The sequence below is a fragment of the Massilia sp. Root418 genome, assembly GCF_001425265.1.
Taxonomy (GTDB): domain Bacteria; phylum Pseudomonadota; class Gammaproteobacteria; order Burkholderiales; family Burkholderiaceae_D; genus Rugamonas.
Window position 1 is genome coordinate 944,879 of record NZ_LMEC01000020.1, and the last position, 15,149, is coordinate 960,027.

Annotated in this window: 13 protein-coding genes; 9 read left to right on the plus strand and 4 right to left on the minus strand. The window is 65.0% G+C overall.

Annotation, left to right across the window (positions count from 1 at the left end; genetic code table 11):
- Window positions 1-340 precede the first annotated feature (340 nt).
- From kynU to ASC94_RS16500, 4 genes are all read left to right on the plus strand, one after another.
- Window positions 341-1,600 carry a kynureninase gene (gene kynU, locus ASC94_RS16485; RefSeq protein ID WP_056396911.1) on the plus strand — a complete coding sequence of 420 codons (1,260 nt, stop codon included), beginning with the start codon at window positions 341-343 and terminating at the stop codon, window positions 1,598-1,600.
- 11 nt (window positions 1,601-1,611) lie between these two features.
- Window positions 1,612-2,508, plus strand: coding sequence for a tryptophan 2,3-dioxygenase (gene kynA / locus ASC94_RS16490; RefSeq protein WP_056396915.1), 897 nt, complete (start codon window positions 1,612-1,614; stop codon window positions 2,506-2,508).
- Between the two features lie 95 nt (window positions 2,509-2,603).
- On the plus strand, window positions 2,604-3,149 hold the full coding sequence (locus ASC94_RS16495; protein WP_056396918.1) for an alpha/beta hydrolase: 546 nt from the start codon (window positions 2,604-2,606) through the stop codon (window positions 3,147-3,149).
- A 158-nt stretch (window positions 3,150-3,307) separates the two neighbouring features.
- Complete coding sequence (locus ASC94_RS16500) at window positions 3,308-3,865, plus strand: CHRD domain-containing protein (RefSeq protein ID WP_229417297.1); 558 nt, start codon at window positions 3,308-3,310, stop codon at window positions 3,863-3,865.
- Between the two features lie 202 nt (window positions 3,866-4,067).
- Here ASC94_RS16500 and htpG read toward each other — a convergent pair whose 3' ends face one another.
- From htpG to ASC94_RS16515, 3 genes are all read right to left on the minus strand, one after another.
- Window positions 4,068-5,990, minus strand: a complete 1,923-nt coding sequence (gene htpG, locus ASC94_RS16505) for a molecular chaperone HtpG (protein ID WP_056396924.1) — start codon at window positions 5,988-5,990, stop codon at window positions 4,068-4,070.
- A gap of 105 nt (window positions 5,991-6,095) precedes the next feature.
- Window positions 6,096-7,193, minus strand: coding sequence for a PEPxxWA-CTERM sorting domain-containing protein (locus ASC94_RS16510; protein ID WP_082616585.1), 1,098 nt, complete (start codon window positions 7,191-7,193; stop codon window positions 6,096-6,098).
- A 150-nt stretch (window positions 7,194-7,343) separates the two neighbouring features.
- Window positions 7,344-8,861 carry a PLP-dependent aminotransferase family protein gene (locus ASC94_RS16515; protein WP_056396930.1) on the minus strand — a complete coding sequence of 506 codons (1,518 nt, stop codon included), beginning with the start codon at window positions 8,859-8,861 and terminating at the stop codon, window positions 7,344-7,346.
- Between the two features lie 101 nt (window positions 8,862-8,962).
- On the opposite strand from ASC94_RS16515, the gene ASC94_RS16520 reads away from it, so the two are divergent.
- The 5 genes from ASC94_RS16520 to ASC94_RS16540 all read left to right on the plus strand — a co-directional run bounded on the left by ASC94_RS16520 (window position 8,963) and on the right by ASC94_RS16540 (window position 14,370).
- On the plus strand, window positions 8,963-9,937 hold the full coding sequence (locus tag ASC94_RS16520; RefSeq protein ID WP_056396933.1) for a threonine dehydratase: 975 nt from the start codon (window positions 8,963-8,965) through the stop codon (window positions 9,935-9,937).
- Between the two features lies 1 nt (window position 9,938).
- Window positions 9,939-10,895, plus strand: a complete 957-nt coding sequence (locus ASC94_RS16525; protein ID WP_082616586.1) for a DMT family transporter — start codon at window positions 9,939-9,941, stop codon at window positions 10,893-10,895.
- 76 nt (window positions 10,896-10,971) lie between these two features.
- A complete protein-coding gene (locus ASC94_RS16530) occupies window positions 10,972-11,433 on the plus strand; it encodes a RidA family protein (RefSeq protein WP_056396936.1) in 462 nt (153 codons plus the stop codon).
- 109 nt (window positions 11,434-11,542) lie between these two features.
- Window positions 11,543-12,736: a PLP-dependent aminotransferase family protein gene (locus ASC94_RS16535; protein WP_056396939.1), complete on the plus strand. Its 1,194-nt coding sequence runs from the start codon at window positions 11,543-11,545 to the stop codon at window positions 12,734-12,736.
- 272 nt (window positions 12,737-13,008) lie between these two features.
- Window positions 13,009-14,370, plus strand: a complete 1,362-nt coding sequence (locus ASC94_RS16540; protein WP_056396942.1) for a diguanylate cyclase domain-containing protein — start codon at window positions 13,009-13,011, stop codon at window positions 14,368-14,370.
- 17 nt (window positions 14,371-14,387) lie between these two features.
- Here the strand turns inward: ASC94_RS16540 and ASC94_RS16545 are convergent, their stop codons facing one another.
- Complete coding sequence (locus tag ASC94_RS16545; RefSeq protein ID WP_056396945.1) at window positions 14,388-15,143, minus strand: class II aldolase/adducin family protein; 756 nt, start codon at window positions 15,141-15,143, stop codon at window positions 14,388-14,390.
- Window positions 15,144-15,149 lie beyond the last annotated feature (6 nt).

The following is a 15,149-nucleotide window of genomic DNA, read 5'->3' on the forward strand; positions in this document are numbered from 1 at the left end:
TGCGGGTTTGCGGACTTATTACTTTCAAGATACAACCTTGTTTTCAGGCAAAAAACAGAGGGGTATTCTGACGCTTTTTTGCTACATCTAAATCGGTAACGGCACGGTTTTCAGGAACTTTAGGGTTCGAACCAAAAATTTTTAAAAAATTTGAAGTTCTTTTCCTTGTCCATCCAACAACATGCGGAGACGCTTTGCGGCGTATCTTGAACAGGTAACGGCGCCGATTTGGGGAACTTTAGGGTCTTTTTGAATTTTTTTTGAAATTTCTCAAAAAACTTCGCGGCCGCCTGCGGTTTGCTACACTTCGCCATCCCCACACTAGTTGAAGCCTAAAGCAATGACTGCACAAACCAACCGCAACGACTGCCTGGCCCGCGACGCGCAAGACCCGCTCGCGGCCCTGCGCGGCCAGTTCGATCTGCCTACCGGCGTGATCTACCTGGACGGCAACTCGCTGGGCGCCCGCCCCAAAGCCGCACTGGCGCGCGCCCAGGACGTCATCGCCCGCGAATGGGGCACCGACCTGATTAAAAGCTGGAATACCGCCGGCTGGTTCGACCTGCCCAAGCGCCTGGGCAACCGCCTGGCGCCGCTGATCGGCGCCGCCCAGGGCGAGGTTGTGATCACCGACACAACGTCGCTGAACCTGTTCAAGGCGCTGGCCGCCGCCGTGCACCTGCAGGCGCAGACGCCGGCGCGCGCCACCCGGCGCGTGATCGTCACCGAACGCAGCAACTTCCCCACCGATATCTATATGGCGCAGGGCATGTCGAGCTGGCTGGAACGCGGCTACACCGTCAGGCTGGTCGACAGCGTGGAAGAACTCCCCGCCGCGGTCGACGGCGACACGGCAGTGCTCATGCTCACCCACGTCAACTACCGCACCGGCTACCAGCACGACATGGCCGCCTTGACCGCCCTGGCCCACGCGCGCGGCGCCCGGGTGGTCTGGGACCTGGCGCACTCGGCCGGCGCGGTGCCGGTGGACCTGAACGCTGCCGGCGCCGACTTTGCGGTGGGCTGCACCTATAAATACCTGAACGGCGGCCCCGGCGCGCCGGCCTTCATCTGGGTGCCGCACAAGCACCAGGCCGCGTTCACCCAGCCGTTGTCCGGCTGGTGGGGCCACGCCGCCCCGTTCGCCATGGCGCCCGACTTCGAACCTACCACCGGCATCGGCCGCGCGCTGTGCGGCACCCAGCCCATCGTCTCGCTGGCCATGGTGGAATGCGGGCTGGACGTGTTCGCGCAGACCAACATGGCCGCCATCCGCGCCAAGTCGCTGGCGCTGACGGACCTGTTCATCGACCTGGTGGAGGCGCGCTGCGGCGGCCACCCGCTGGGCCTGGTCACCCCGCGCGACCACACGCGGCGCGGCAGCCAGGTCAGCTTCACCCACCCGCACGGCTATGCAGTCATGTGCGCCCTGATCGCGCGCGGCGTGATCGGCGACTACCGCGAACCGGAAATCATGCGCTTCGGCTTCACGCCGCTATACACCAGCTTTGCCGACGTGTGGGATGCGGTGGAGATCCTGAAGCAGATCCTGGACAATGAAGACTACGACGTCGCCGCCGAGCGCGGCGCAGTGACCTGAGAAAGCGCGCAATGAGCGACAACGACAACATCCCCAGCGGCTGCCCGATGCACGCGGCGGCTGCCACCCCGGCCGGCGAGGCCGGCGCCACGCAATGGCACGGCGCCCAGATGGATTTCAGCAAATCCATGAGCTACGGCGATTACCTCGGCCTGGACCGCATCCTCACTGCCCAGCACCCGCTCTCGCCCGAGCACAATGAAATGCTGTTCATCGTGCAGCACCAGACCAGCGAGCTGTGGATGAAGCTGATGCTGCACGAAATGCACGCCGTGTGCGCCAACCTGCAGGCCGGCGAGCTGCCGCCGGCCTTCAAGATGCTGGCCCGCGTGGCCCGCATCATGGACCAGCTGGTGCACGCCTGGGACGTGCTGGCCACCATGACGCCGCCCGAGTACACGGCCATCCGCCCCTACCTGGGCGCCTCGTCCGGCTTCCAGTCCTTCCAGTACCGCGAAATCGAGTTCATCCTCGGAAACAAAAACGCCGCCCTGCTGGCGGTGCACACCACCTCGCCCGAGAACCACGCCATCCTGGACCGGGCACTGCGCTCGCCGTCCGTGTACGACCACGCCATCCAGCTGCTGGCGCGCAACGGCCTGCACATCGCCCCCGAGCGCCTGGCGCGCGACCCCGGCCTGCCCACCGAAGCCGACGAATCAGTCAAGGAAGCCTGGCTGGCGGTGTACCGCGACCCGGCCAAATACTGGGCGCTGTACGAGCTCGCTGAAAAGCTGGTGGACCTGGAGACGGCGTTCCGCTTCTGGCGCTTCCGCCACGTCACCACGGTCGAGCGCATCATCGGCTTCAAGACCGGCACCGGCGGCACCGCCGGCGTGAGCTACCTGCGCAAGATGCTGGACGTGGTGCTGTTCCCCGAGCTGTTTGCGCTGCGCACCGCGCTGTGACGCGCAGCGGCCGGCCGGCCTCGCCGGCCGGCCGCCCGAATTGCCGGTAATTCCGGTAATATTAGCAATTCGATAAACCGCACATCGGAGCACACATGGAATGCGCAGTCCTCACCCTGGCCGGCCTCTGGAACTCGGGCCCTTTGCACTGGCAGACCAACTGGGAACAGAAACACCCGGACTGGCAGCGTGTGCCGCACCGCGACTATGAGACGCCGGACAAGGATGAATGGGTGGCGGAGCTTGACGCGGCCATCGCCCGCTGCGAACGGCCGCCGGTATTGGCGGCGCACAGCCTGGCCTGCTCGCTGGTCACGCAGTGGGCGGCTTCCGGCTCCAGGCACAAGATCGCTGGCGCCTTCCTGGTGTCGCCCAGCGACACCGACGCGCCCTCCTACCCCACCTGCACCACCGGCTTCCAGCCCATGCAGCTGGCGCGTTTGCCCTTCCCCAGCATCGTGGTCTCCAGCAGCAACGACGTGTACGTGAGCGACGCGCGCGCGCGCCAGTTCGCCGAGGCCTGGGGCAGCCGCTTCGTCTCCATCGGCCCGGCCGGCCACATCAACGGCGACGCCGGCTATGGCCCGTGGCCGGAAGGCGAAGCGCTGCTGCTGGAACTATGCCAGCAGACGCAACGCTGAGTTCATGACGTAAAGCATTGGAATATTGCAATCTTTGCATTATTCCGATGGCGGCCTATAGTTAAGAGGCTGGGTATCCCTGCCCCTCTCTCGAACTGTTCACGAAAGGCCGCGCCATGAAGACACCAATAAGAATCGGTTTAGCATTTTGCGCCCTGATGCTGGCGGCCACTGCCGCCAGTGCGGCGCCTGTCGCCTATACCGGCACGCTGAGCGGTGCCGCCGGGTCGCCGCCGGTGCCGTCGCCGGCCACGGGCTCCACCATTGTGGTGTTCGACATGGACGCGCACACGCTCACCGTGAACATGATTTTCAGCGGCCTGCTCGGCACCACCACGGCCGCCCACATCCACTGCTGCACGGCAGTGCCGGGCACCGGCATCGCCGGCGTGGCGACCGAAACGCCGACCTTCGACGGTTTCCCGCTGGGCGTGGGCAGCGGCATGTATTCCATGAGCTACGACACCACCATGGCATCGAGCTGGAGCGCAGACTTCCTGGCCAACCACGGCGGCACCACGGCCGGCGCGGAAGCGGCCTTCGGCGCCGGTCTGGCCAGCGGCTCGGCCTATCTCAACATTCATACCAATCTGTATCCGGCAGGCGAGATCCGCGCCAACCTGGCGCCGATACCGGAGCCGGGAACCTGGGCCATGCTGCTGCTGGGCATTCCGGCGGTGCTGGGGCTGCGCCGGCGGGTTACGCCTGGCGGCTAACCCGCCCTACCGTGCCGCCCGGATGTGGGAAGCGTTGGCCGCGCTGGCGGGTTACGCCTGGCGGCTAACCCGCCACTGCAAGCAATGGATCGTAGGGCGGGTTAGCGGGGCATGCCCCGCGTAACCCGCCGCAGCGTGCCAAGAAAAAAGCCGGCGCCCGTGAGGGCCGCCGGCTTTGCCGTGGCTGCTGCCAATCGCGCGCTTACTTGGCCGCGCCGCCCAGCAGCATTTCGTTCAGACGCTTGACGAAGGTGGCCGGGTCGGCCAGCGAGCCGCCTTCGGCCAGCAGGGCCTGGTCGAACAGGATGTGGGCCCAGTCCGCGAACTGGCTGCTGTCCGCGTTTTCATACTTCAGGCGCGTCACCAGCGGGTGGTTGGGGTTGATCTCCAGGATAGGCTTGGATTCAGGCGCTGCCTGGCCTGCCGCTTTCAGCATGCGCAGCAGGTTGCCGGACAGTTCGTGCTCGTCCGCCACCAGGCAAGCCGGCGAGTCGGTCAGACGGAACGTGACGCGCACTTCCTTGGCCTTGTCGGCCAGCGCGGCCTTCATCTTCTCGGTCAGCTCCTTGTACGAGGTTTCGGTCTCCTCGTGTTCCTTCTTCTCGGCTTCGTCTTCCAGCGAACCGAGGTCCAGGCCGCCCTTGGCCACCGACACCAGCTCCTTACCTTCGAACTCGGTCAGGAAGGACAGCATCCACTCGTCCACGCGGTCCGTCATCAGGATCACTTCCACGCCCTTCTTGCGGAAGATTTCCAGGTGCGGGCTGTTTTTCGCGGCCTTGTAGTTATCGGCCGTGACGTAGTAGATCTTGTCCTGGCCTTCCTTCATGCGCGCCACGTAGTCGGCCAGCGACACGCTCTGCTCTTCGCTGTCGGCATTGGTGGTGGCGAAGCGCAGCAGCTTGGCCAGGCGGTCCTTGTTGGCAGCGTCCTCGCCCACGCCTTCTTTCAGCACCTGGCCGAACTCTTTCCAGAACGTGGCGTACTTGTCCTTCTTGTCCTGCTCTTCGGCGTTGGCCAGTTCTTCCAGCATGCCGATCACGCGCTTGGTGGAGCCGTCGCGGATCACTTTCACGTCGCGCGATTCCTGCAGGATTTCACGCGACACGTTCAGCGGCAGGTCGGCCGAGTCGATCACACCTTTCACGAAACGCAGGTAGGTCGGCATCAGCTGTTCGGCGTCGTCCATGATGAACACGCGCTTGACGTAGAGCTTGATGCCGCCGCGCTTGTTGCGGTCCCACAGGTCGAACGGGGCCTTGGCCGGGATGTACAGCAGCTGGGTGTACTCGCTGCGGCCTTCCACGCGGTTGTGGGTGTAGGTCAGCGGCGCGGCGAAGTCGTGCGATACGTGCTTGTAGAACTCGTCGTACTGCTCCGGGGTGATGTCGGACTTGGAACGGGCCCACAGCGCGCTGGCCTGGTTCACGGTTTCCAGTTCGTCCTTGACGACCGTTTCCTTCTTCTCGTCGTCCCACTCCTCCTTGGCCATGACGATGGGCAGGGAGATGTGGTCGGAATATTTGCGGATGATGGACTTGATCTTCCAGCTCGACAGCAGCTCGTCCTCGCCTTCGCGCAGGTGCAGGATGATGTCGGTGCCGCGCGATGGCTTGTCGATCTGCTCCACCGAGTAGTCGCCCTCGCCGGCCGATTCCCAGCGCACGCCTTGCGAGGCATCCAGGCCGGCGCGGCGGGTTTCCACGGTGATCTTGTCGGCCACGATGAAGCCGGAATAGAAGCCCACGCCGAACTGGCCGATCAGGGCTGCGTCGGCCTGCTGGTCGCCGGACAGTTTGCCGAAGAATTCCTTGGTGCCGGACTTGGCGATGGTGCCCAGGTGGGAAATGGCCTCGTCGCGGCTCATGCCGATGCCGTTGTCCGAAATGGTGATGGTGCGGGCCGCTTTGTCGAAGCTGACCTTGATTTTCAGTTCGTGATCATTGCCGTACAGCGCGTCGTTGTTGATGGCTTCGAAGCGCAGTTTGTCGGACGCGTCGGACGCGTTGGAGATCAGTTCGCGCAGGAAGATTTCCTTGTTGGAATACAAGGAATGGATCATCAACTGCAGCAGCTGTTTGACTTCAGCTTGAAAACCCAGTGTTTGCTTTTCGTGGTCAGCCATTTTTACCTCAATAGTCTACATGTTATGGGGTTGATGCGGGGTGTTGCGTTACCTTCCGCCAGATGAGGATGCAGGGAACTATTTCAAGGGCTTTCCAGCAACTTTTTACAGGGCCGCGGCCTTGCGGCGGCGCCGTGCGGCCCCGCCCAGCAGCGCCAGCCCGCCCAGCAGCATGCCCCAGGTGGCCGGTTCGGGCACCGGCGACAGCAGCGCGCCCACGCACTCGCCGTAACCGTTGCAGGCCTGCCCCACGATCTGGCCCCGGTCGTTGACGCCGACCGCGCTGGCGATATGCCATTCGCCGGGCGCGATCAGCGCGTCGAGGTCGGTCATCACGCCGTTGGCGTAAATGAAGCCGCCGCCCTTGCCCTTCCCCACCACCTGCCCGGCATTGTTGATGTCGAAGGCTTCGCTGTTGCCGCCGTCAGGATTCAGGTCGACCATGGCGCCGCCGGCGTACAGGAAGGCATGCACGCCGCCGTCCGCCATGGTGCTCACGCCCACCACCGTGCCGCTGTCGTTGATGCCGCTGGCCCAGCTTTCCGCGCCGCCCAGCGTGCCCAGGTCGACCATGCCGGCGCCGTCGTGCAGGAAGGCGCGCCGCACGCCGTCGCCGGCGCGCTCGCGCGAGACGCCGGCAACCAGCCCGCCGGCATTGATGGCGGCGGCGCTGCTGTAGGCGTGCCCGCTTAGCGTGCCCAGGTCCGTCATGCTGCCGTCGCGGTAGACGTACGCATGGCTGTCGAAGGTGCCCTGGCCGTAAGGGCCGTCGGTGCCCGGATGGTAGACCGCGTCCGCCGAGCCGACAGCATGGCCGTGGCCGTTGAGCGCGCTCACGCTGACCGAGCCCTGCTGCTGCATGGGCGGCAGCATGACCGCGCCCTTGCTGTCCACCACATAGCCGGCAGTGATGATGTCGCCCGCCGTGCCGCCGATGGCGCCGCCGTCGTTGACGCAGGAGGCCAGCATCAGCGTATCCAGCCAGGTGCGCGAACCGCCCCGGTCGACGAAGCCGGTGGCGGCCTGCACGTCTTCGCGCCATTCGTTGCCGAGCACCAGGCCCTGGTTGTTAATACCGGTCAGCACCAGGCCGTTGGGGAAGCCGAGCGGGGCGATGGTGCGCAGCGTGTAAAGCGGCGCAGCCTGCGCGAAAGCGCACACCAGCGCCAGCAAAGACGGCGCCAGGATAAATTTGAGTCGCATGATCCGGTTCTCCCATGGAGGTATAAAAAACCATTTTAGTAAGCGCCCGGAGGATTTTGTTGATTTTTAATCTATATTTTTAATTTCGTAAAATTGTGATCTGGCGCATATAGCGATCGGCCGGCTTCGCGTAAGCTGGGAACGGCGCGGCTACGTTTGCAGTTCGCGCTCCAGGAAACGCCACACAGCCGGATCCTGCATGGCGGCCAGGTTGATGCGCATGCGGGTGGAAGGCAGCTGGCTGGGCGAGAACAGGCTGCCCGGCGCCAGCAGCAGGTTTTCAGCCATGGCGTGGGCGGTCAGCACATTGGTGTCGCGGCCAGCGTCGGCCCAGATGAACATGCCGGCCGGCGCCACCACATCCACTTTCAGGCCCACGCGTTCCATCTGCCGCAGGGTGCGCCCGCGCAGCGCGTCCAGCCGCGCGCGGATGCGGTCCGCATGCTTGCGGTACAAGCCTTCGGACAGGATTTTGTACACCACCCGCTCGCCGATTTCGCCGGTGGTGAGGGTGGACAGCATCTTGCGGTCGCACAGGCGCTGCGCCCACTCCGGCTTGGTGGCGATAAAGCCCACGCGCAGGTTGGCCGCCATGGTCTTGGAAAAGCCGCCCAGGTAGATCACCCGGTTCAGCTGGTCCAGTGCCGCCAGGCGCGTGGCCGGCTGCACTGCGCTGCCCGGGTGCAGGTCGCAATAGATATCGTCCTCCACCACCGTGAAGCCATGTTCCTCGGCCAGCCGCAGCACCTGGAAGGCCTTGGCGGCGGACAGCGAGGTGGAGCTGGGGTTGTGCAGCACGGAGTTGATAACGTACAGACGGGGCTTGTGCAGCGCGGCCAGCTGCGTCAGCTGGGCAATGTCCGGGCCGTCGGCCAGGCGCGGAATGCCCACCACCTTGGCGCCCAGCGCGGCAAAGGAGCCGAACATCAGGAACCAGGCGGGATCGTCGACAAAGATGGTGTCGCCGGGCAAGGTGAACTCGCGCGCCACCAGGTCGAGCGCCTGGGTGACGCCCGCCGTGGTCACGATCTGATCCGGCCCGGCGGATATCTCCAGCTCGCCCAGTTTGTGCTGTAGCTGCTGGCGCAGCGGCAGAAAGCCTTGCGGCACGCCGTAATTCACCAGCTGCGTGGGGTTCTGGCGGCTGATGGCGCGCAGTGCATTGGCGATGCTGGCGCCGTCCAGCCATTCCGACGGCAGCACGCCGGCGCCGGGCATCTGCTGGTGCGGCACCTGGCGGAACATATTGCGCACCAGCCAGACCACGTCGAGCTGGCCGCCGTCGGCGTCGGCGGGGGAGGACAAGGTGGACAGTGCGCCGCCGGCCGGCGAGGACCGTTCGCCCGCGTTCATGGGCGAGCGTTCGCGCACGAAGAAGCCGGCGCCCCGGCGCGATTCCAGGTAGCCGCGCGCGACCAGCTTGTCGTAGCTGGCCACCACCGTGAAGGGCGACACGCCGTGCGCCGTGGCGAACTGGCGGATGGACGGCATGCGGGCCCCGCTGCGCAGCAGCTTGTCGTCGATGCGGGCCGCCACCGAGCGCACGATCTGGTCGATCAGCGATTCGCCCGACTCGCGGGACAGCAGCGCCATGAGCGGAATCGGCTTGACGCGCGTCGCCCGCGCCGCCTCCTGTGCAGGTGCATCGAGCAGCTTTGTATTGGTCATATTGCCATCACAGTATGTGAAATTATGTGGAAAAGTGTACTGGCACTGTACTGGTGTTATCACATAGGATACACCCATGCCCCTATGAAAGGAAAGCCGCCATGCATCTGCCCACGCTCGCCGAACTCGACACTGCCGCCGCCACCGTATATGAAGCCATGCCTGCCACGCCGCAGTTTTCCTGGCCGCTGCTGAACGCGGCATTGGGCACGCAAGCCTGGATCAAGCACGAGAACCATACGCCCACCGGCGCGTTCAAGGTGCGCGGCGGCCTGGTCTACGTACAGGCGCTGCGGCAGCGCGAGCCCGGCCTGGGCGGCATCATCCTGGCAACGCGCGGCAACCATGGCCAGTCGCTGGCCTACGCAGCGGCGCGGCACGGCATGGGCGCCACCATCGTGGTTCCGTACGGGAACAGCGTGGAAAAGAACGCCGCCATGCGGGGGCTGGGCGCGCAGCTGATCGAACATGGCGACGACTTCCAGTCGGCACGCGAACACGCGCACATGCTGGCGGCGCGCGACGGTCTGCACATGGTGCCTTCCTTCCACCCGGACCTGGTCAATGGCGTGGCGACCGCCTGGCTGGAACTGCTGCGCGCCCAGCCGGACCTGGAGACGCTGCTGGTGCCGATCGGCCAGGGCTCGGGCATCTGCGGCGCCATCGCCGCGCGCCAGGCACTGGGCCTGGGGCGCAGCCTGCGCATCATCGGCGTGGTGTCCAAGCACGCGCCGGCCTACCAGCTCTCGTTCCGCGCCAAGGCCAGCGTCTCGGCCGACGTGAGCACCGTGGTGGCGGACGGGATTGCCTGCCGCGTACCCGACGCGCTGTCGCTGGACATGATTTTCGAGTTCGCAGACGACGTGGTGAGCGTGACCGACGACGACGTGGCCAGCGCCATGCGGCTGTACTACCGCGCCACCCACAACCTGGCAGAAGGCGCCGGCGCGGCGGGGCTGGCGGCGGCCATGCGCCTGAAGGACGACCCGCGTGTGCGCGGCCGCAAGATCGGCCTGCAGCTGAGCGGCGCCAACGTGGACGCCAGCCTGTTCCGCCGCCTGCTGGCGGGAGACTGACATGGCGCGCATCGATTCCACCGCCCTGCCGCTACCCCGCCCGCCGGGCGCCGCCGGGCAGCCGGTGCCGGCTGCGCGCATGTCCGATGAAACCCGCGGCATGCTGCTCGGCCTGGCCGGCGTGGCCGTCTTCAGCCTGACGCTGCCGTTCACGCGCATGGCGGTGGCGGCCTTCGAGCCCTCCTTCGTGGCGCTGGGCCGCGCGCTGGTGGCGGCGGCGCTGGCCGGCCTGTGGCTGCTGTGGAAGCGCGCGCCGCTGCCGCCGCGCGCGGCGCTGCCCCGGCTGGCCATGGTATCGCTCGGCTGCGTGATCGGCTTCCCCTGGTTGACCTCGATCGCCATGCGCACCCTGCCCGCCTCGCACGGCGCGGTGCTGGTGGGCGTGCTGCCGCTGGCCACCGCCATGTTCTCGGCCCTGCGCGGCTATGAAAAGCCGTCGCTCGGCTTCTGGCTCATGGCCCTGCTCGGCTCTTCGCTGGTGGCCGGCTTTGCCCTGTTCCAAAGCGGCGGCAGCCTGCACCTGGCCGACCTGGCTGTGTTCGCCGCCGTGCTGCTGGCCGCCATGGGCTACGCCGAAGGCGGCCAGCTGTCCAAATCCATGGGCGGCCAGCAAGTGATCAGCTGGGCGCTGGTGCTCGCCGCGCCGCTGGTGCTGCCCGTGGTGCTGTGGCAAACCTGGGGCGAATGGCCGGCCATGCTGCACGCGGGGGCCCGCGCCTGGGCCGGCTTCGCCTATGTGTCGGTGTTCTCCATGTTTATCGGATTCTTCTTCTGGTATCGCGGCATGGCGCTGGGCGGGGTGGCCCGCGTGGGGCAGGTGCAACTGGTGCAGCCCTTCCTGTCCATTGTCGGCGCTGCCGTGGTTTTGGGAGAAAGTATTGAATTCAGCAATATTCTGTTCGCTTTGGCCGTTATTTCCGTAGTTGCTATGGGCCGCAAAATGCAGATCCGCAGCTAGAAAGACGTACAATATCGGTCTCGCGGCCTGATAATAAAAACCGCAATCACTTTTGCAACTTTTCTGGAATACCAAAATGTCCGTCTACGAAAAACTCAAATCGCTCGATATCACCCTGGCCCCGCCGGCAGCTCCTGTCGCGGCCTATGTTATGTACGTGCAAACCGGCAACTTGGTATTCATCTCCGGCCACATTGCCAAAAAACCCGACGGCAACCCATGGGTAGGCCAGCTGGGCAAGGACATTTCCACCGAAGAAGGCCAGCAGGCGGCCCGCGCCATCGCCATCGACCTGATCGGCACGCTGCAAGCGGCTTGCGGCGGCGACCTGACCCGCGTCAAGCGCATCGTCAAGCTGATGAGCCTGGTGAACTCCACGCCCGATTACACCGAGCAGCACCTGGTGACCAACGGCGCGTCCGAGCTGCTGGGCGAAGTGTTCGGCGACGCCGGCAAGCATGCGCGCTCCGCCTTCGGCGTGGCGCAGATTCCGCGCGGCTCGTGCGTTGAAATTGAACTGATCGCCGAGATCGCCTAATTTACAAGATACAGGCGGCGCCTACCCGGCGCCGCTCTTTCAAGGCCGCCACAAGCGCGCTTGTTCATCGGCCGGACGCTGTCCGCCGACTTCCTCTGAGAGCAACCGTATGAAAATCGAAAACCCGAATCCATTCCAGTGGCAGTTCTCCGAACGCGCCAGCCAGATGCAGAGCTCCTTCATCCGCGAGATACTGAAGGTGACCCAGCAGCCTGAGATCATTTCCTTTGCCGGCGGCCTGCCATCGCCCGCCACCTTCCCGGTGGAGCGCATGCAAGCGGCTTTCGACAAGGTGCTGCGCGAAAACGGTAAAGTGGCCCTGCAGTACGGCCCGACCGACGGCTACCTGCCGCTGCGCCAGTGGATTGCCGATTCGCTGTCCAAGAACGGCGCCAAGATCGTGCCGGAACAGGTGCTGATGACCTCCGGTTCGCAGCAAGCGCTGGACCTGCTGGGCAAGGTGCTGATCGATGAGGGCAGCAAGGTGCTGGTGGAAACCCCGTCCTACCTGGGCGCGCTGCAAGCGTTCTCGGTGTACCGCCCGAACTTCGTTTCGGTGGACACCGACGAGCACGGCCTGGTGCCGTCGTCGCTGAACAATGTCGCCGCCGGCGCGCGCCTGCTGTACGCGCTGCCGAACTTCCAGAACCCGACCGGCCGCAGCCTGTCCGTCGAGCGCCGCCTGGAACTGGTGGAAACCTGCGCCCGCCTCGGCGTGCCGCTGGTGGAAGACGACCCGTACGGCGCCCTGAGCTACAAGGGCGAACCGGCGCCGAAGATGGTGGCCATGAACCCGGACGGCGTGATCTACATGGGTTCCTTCTCCAAGGTGCTGACCCCCGGCATCCGCCTGGGCTACGTGGTGGCCCCGCTGGCGCTGGTGCGCCGCCTGGAACTGGCCAAGCAGGCCGCCGACCTGCACACTTCGCAGCTGACCCAGATGGTGGTGCACGAAGTAATCAAGGACGGCTTCCTGGACCAGCACATCCCGACCATCCGCACCCTGTACGGCGACCAGTGCCAGTGCATGCTGGACGCCATGGCCGAACACTTCCCCGCCAGCGCCACCTGGACCAAGCCGGAAGGCGGCATGTTCATCTGGGTGGACCTGCCCAAGCACATCAACGCGATGGAATTGCTGGACGAAGCCATCAAGCAAAAAGTCGCCTTCGTGCCGGGTTCGCCGTTCTATGCCAACGAACCGGAAACGAACACGCTGCGCCTGTCCTTCGTGACCGTGCCGCCGGAACGCATCCGCGCCGGCGTAGCCATCCTGGGCAAGCTGATCGCCGAACGTCTGTAACTTGTAACACCGCGTGGGCGCAGCCGCCGCCCACGCCCCCCCGCATCACTCCCCTCCCCGCCGAAGCACTGTTGCCTCGCAACAACATCGATTCCGTGCAGATCGCCGAACTTACCGGTAATTACATAGTTTCATTACAGCAATGCCAACATTGCAGTAAATAACGGACGTTCGTCCCATTTTTGACCTGATAAGACTCATGTTTTTTTACAATTTCAGTTGGCAAAGCGGTATGATTTAAACAGATAGTTACCCTCTACCAGGCGACAGCAATGACCACAGGCGGTTCCAGCTATTCCCCGCGCCGCGACGCAGCGATCCTGATCGTCGACGACGCGCCGGCCAATTTGAGCGTGCTGCGCAAGATGATGGTTGAGCAGGGTTACCAGACCTTTGTCGCCACCTCGGGCGAGCGCGCGGTGCAGATCGCCAAGCGCGTCCATCCCGACCTGATTTTGCTGGACGTGGTCATGCCCGGCATCGACGGCCTGGAAACCTGCCGCCAGCTGAAAGCCAACCCGCTCACCGCGCGCATCCCCATTATCTTCATGAGCGCCAAGAACGAGGCGGAAGACGTGGTGGCCGGATTCGATACGGGAGGCGTGGATTACATGGGAAAGCCGTTGCGGATGGCCGAAGTGTGCGCCCGCGTGCGGACCCAGCTGAAAATCCGCATGAGCAGCGAAACCCAACAGGAGCAGGCCGAGCGGCTGCGCACCATCGTCAATTCCATGGCCGAAGGCCTGCTCATCATCGAGCCGGACGGCCGCATTCAGTTCACCAACCCGGCCTGCGACCAGTACCTGGGCTACGCCTCGGGCGAGCTGGCCAGCAAGACCATCTTCGACCTGCTCAACCCGCTGGTGGCGCAGGAGTACCTGGACTACTTCGGCCGCTACGCCGCCAACCCGGAAACCGCGCACAGCCACGGCACGCGTGAAGTGATCATCCGCCACAAGTTCGGCACCTCGGTGTGCATGGACCTGACCTTGACGCCGATGTTCATGCGCCAGCCCTTGTTCATCGGCCTGCTGCACGACATCACGCACCACAAGATGTCCGAAGACGCCCTGCAGCGCGCGGCCATGGTGGATCCGCTGACCAAGATCGCCAACCGGCGCCACTTCGACACCTTCCTGGAAAAGGAATGGCAGCGCGCCATGCGCAGCGGCGCGCCGCTCTCACTGGTGGTGCTGGACGTGGACCACTTCAAGCTCTACAACGACAGCCTGGGCCACGCGGCCGGCGACATCTGCCTGCAGCAGGTGGCGCAGGCCATCAACGCGCACGCGCTGCGCGCCACCGACCTGGCGGCGCGCTACGGCGGCGAGGAATTCGTGCTGCTGTTTGCCGAAACCGACGCCGATTCCGCGCAGGCATTGGCCGAATCGATCCGCTGCCACGTGGAGGCACTGCAGCTGCCGCACCCGCGCTCGATCACCTCGCCGTGGATCACGCTCAGCGTGGGCGTGGCCACCATCCATCCGCACCAGATGGAGAACACCGAAGCGCTGTTCGTCGCCGCCGACCGCGCCATGTACGCAGCCAAGGAAGGCGGCCGCAACCAGGTCCAGTCCAGCAAGACCGCCAGCCCGGCCGCCGCCAGCCACGAACCGGCCGTGGCGGCCCGCTAAAAGGGATACGCAGCGTATCAAGTGCGGTATGCCGCGTCGAGCCGGTCCAGCTTGCGGATCAGCGCCGGCCAGGCGAACGCCCCGCCGAGACCGCTGGTCTGCACGCGCATGGATTCGGCCACGCCGTTCACGATCTGCGGATGCACTTGCACCAGCTCGCCTCCCGCCTGCGCGGCCAGCTGGATCTGGCAGGCGGATTCAAAAATGTACATGGCCAGGAAGGCGTCGGCAATGGTGCTGCCGCAGGTGAGCAGGCCGTGGTTGCGCAGCATGAGGAAGTTGGCGCGTCCCAGGTCGTCCTGCAGGCGCGGCTTTTCTTCGTCGCGGAAGGCCACGCCCTCGTAGTCGTGATACGCCAGCGAGGCCAGCACGAACGTCGATTGCTGCGAGATCGGCAGCACGCCGCACTTTTGCGCGCTCACTGCCACGCCGGCGCAGGTGTGGGTATGGATCACGCACTGCGCGTCCTCGCGCGCGGCGTGCACGGCGCTGTGGATGACGAAGCCGGCCGGGTTCACCGGGAACGGCGTGTCGATCAGCTTGTTGCAGTGCTGGTCCACCTTCACCAGCGACGAGGCGGTGATCTCGTCGAACATCAGGCCGTAGGGATTGATCAGGAAATGGTGCTCGGGACCGGGTATGCGGGCGCTGATGTGGGTGAAGATCAGGTCGCTCCAGCCGTGCATGGCCACCAGCCGGTAGCATGCGGCCAGGTCGACGCGCAGCTGCCATTCTTCGGGGCTGACGAGGTGTTGTACGGATGGGATGTTCATGGGCTG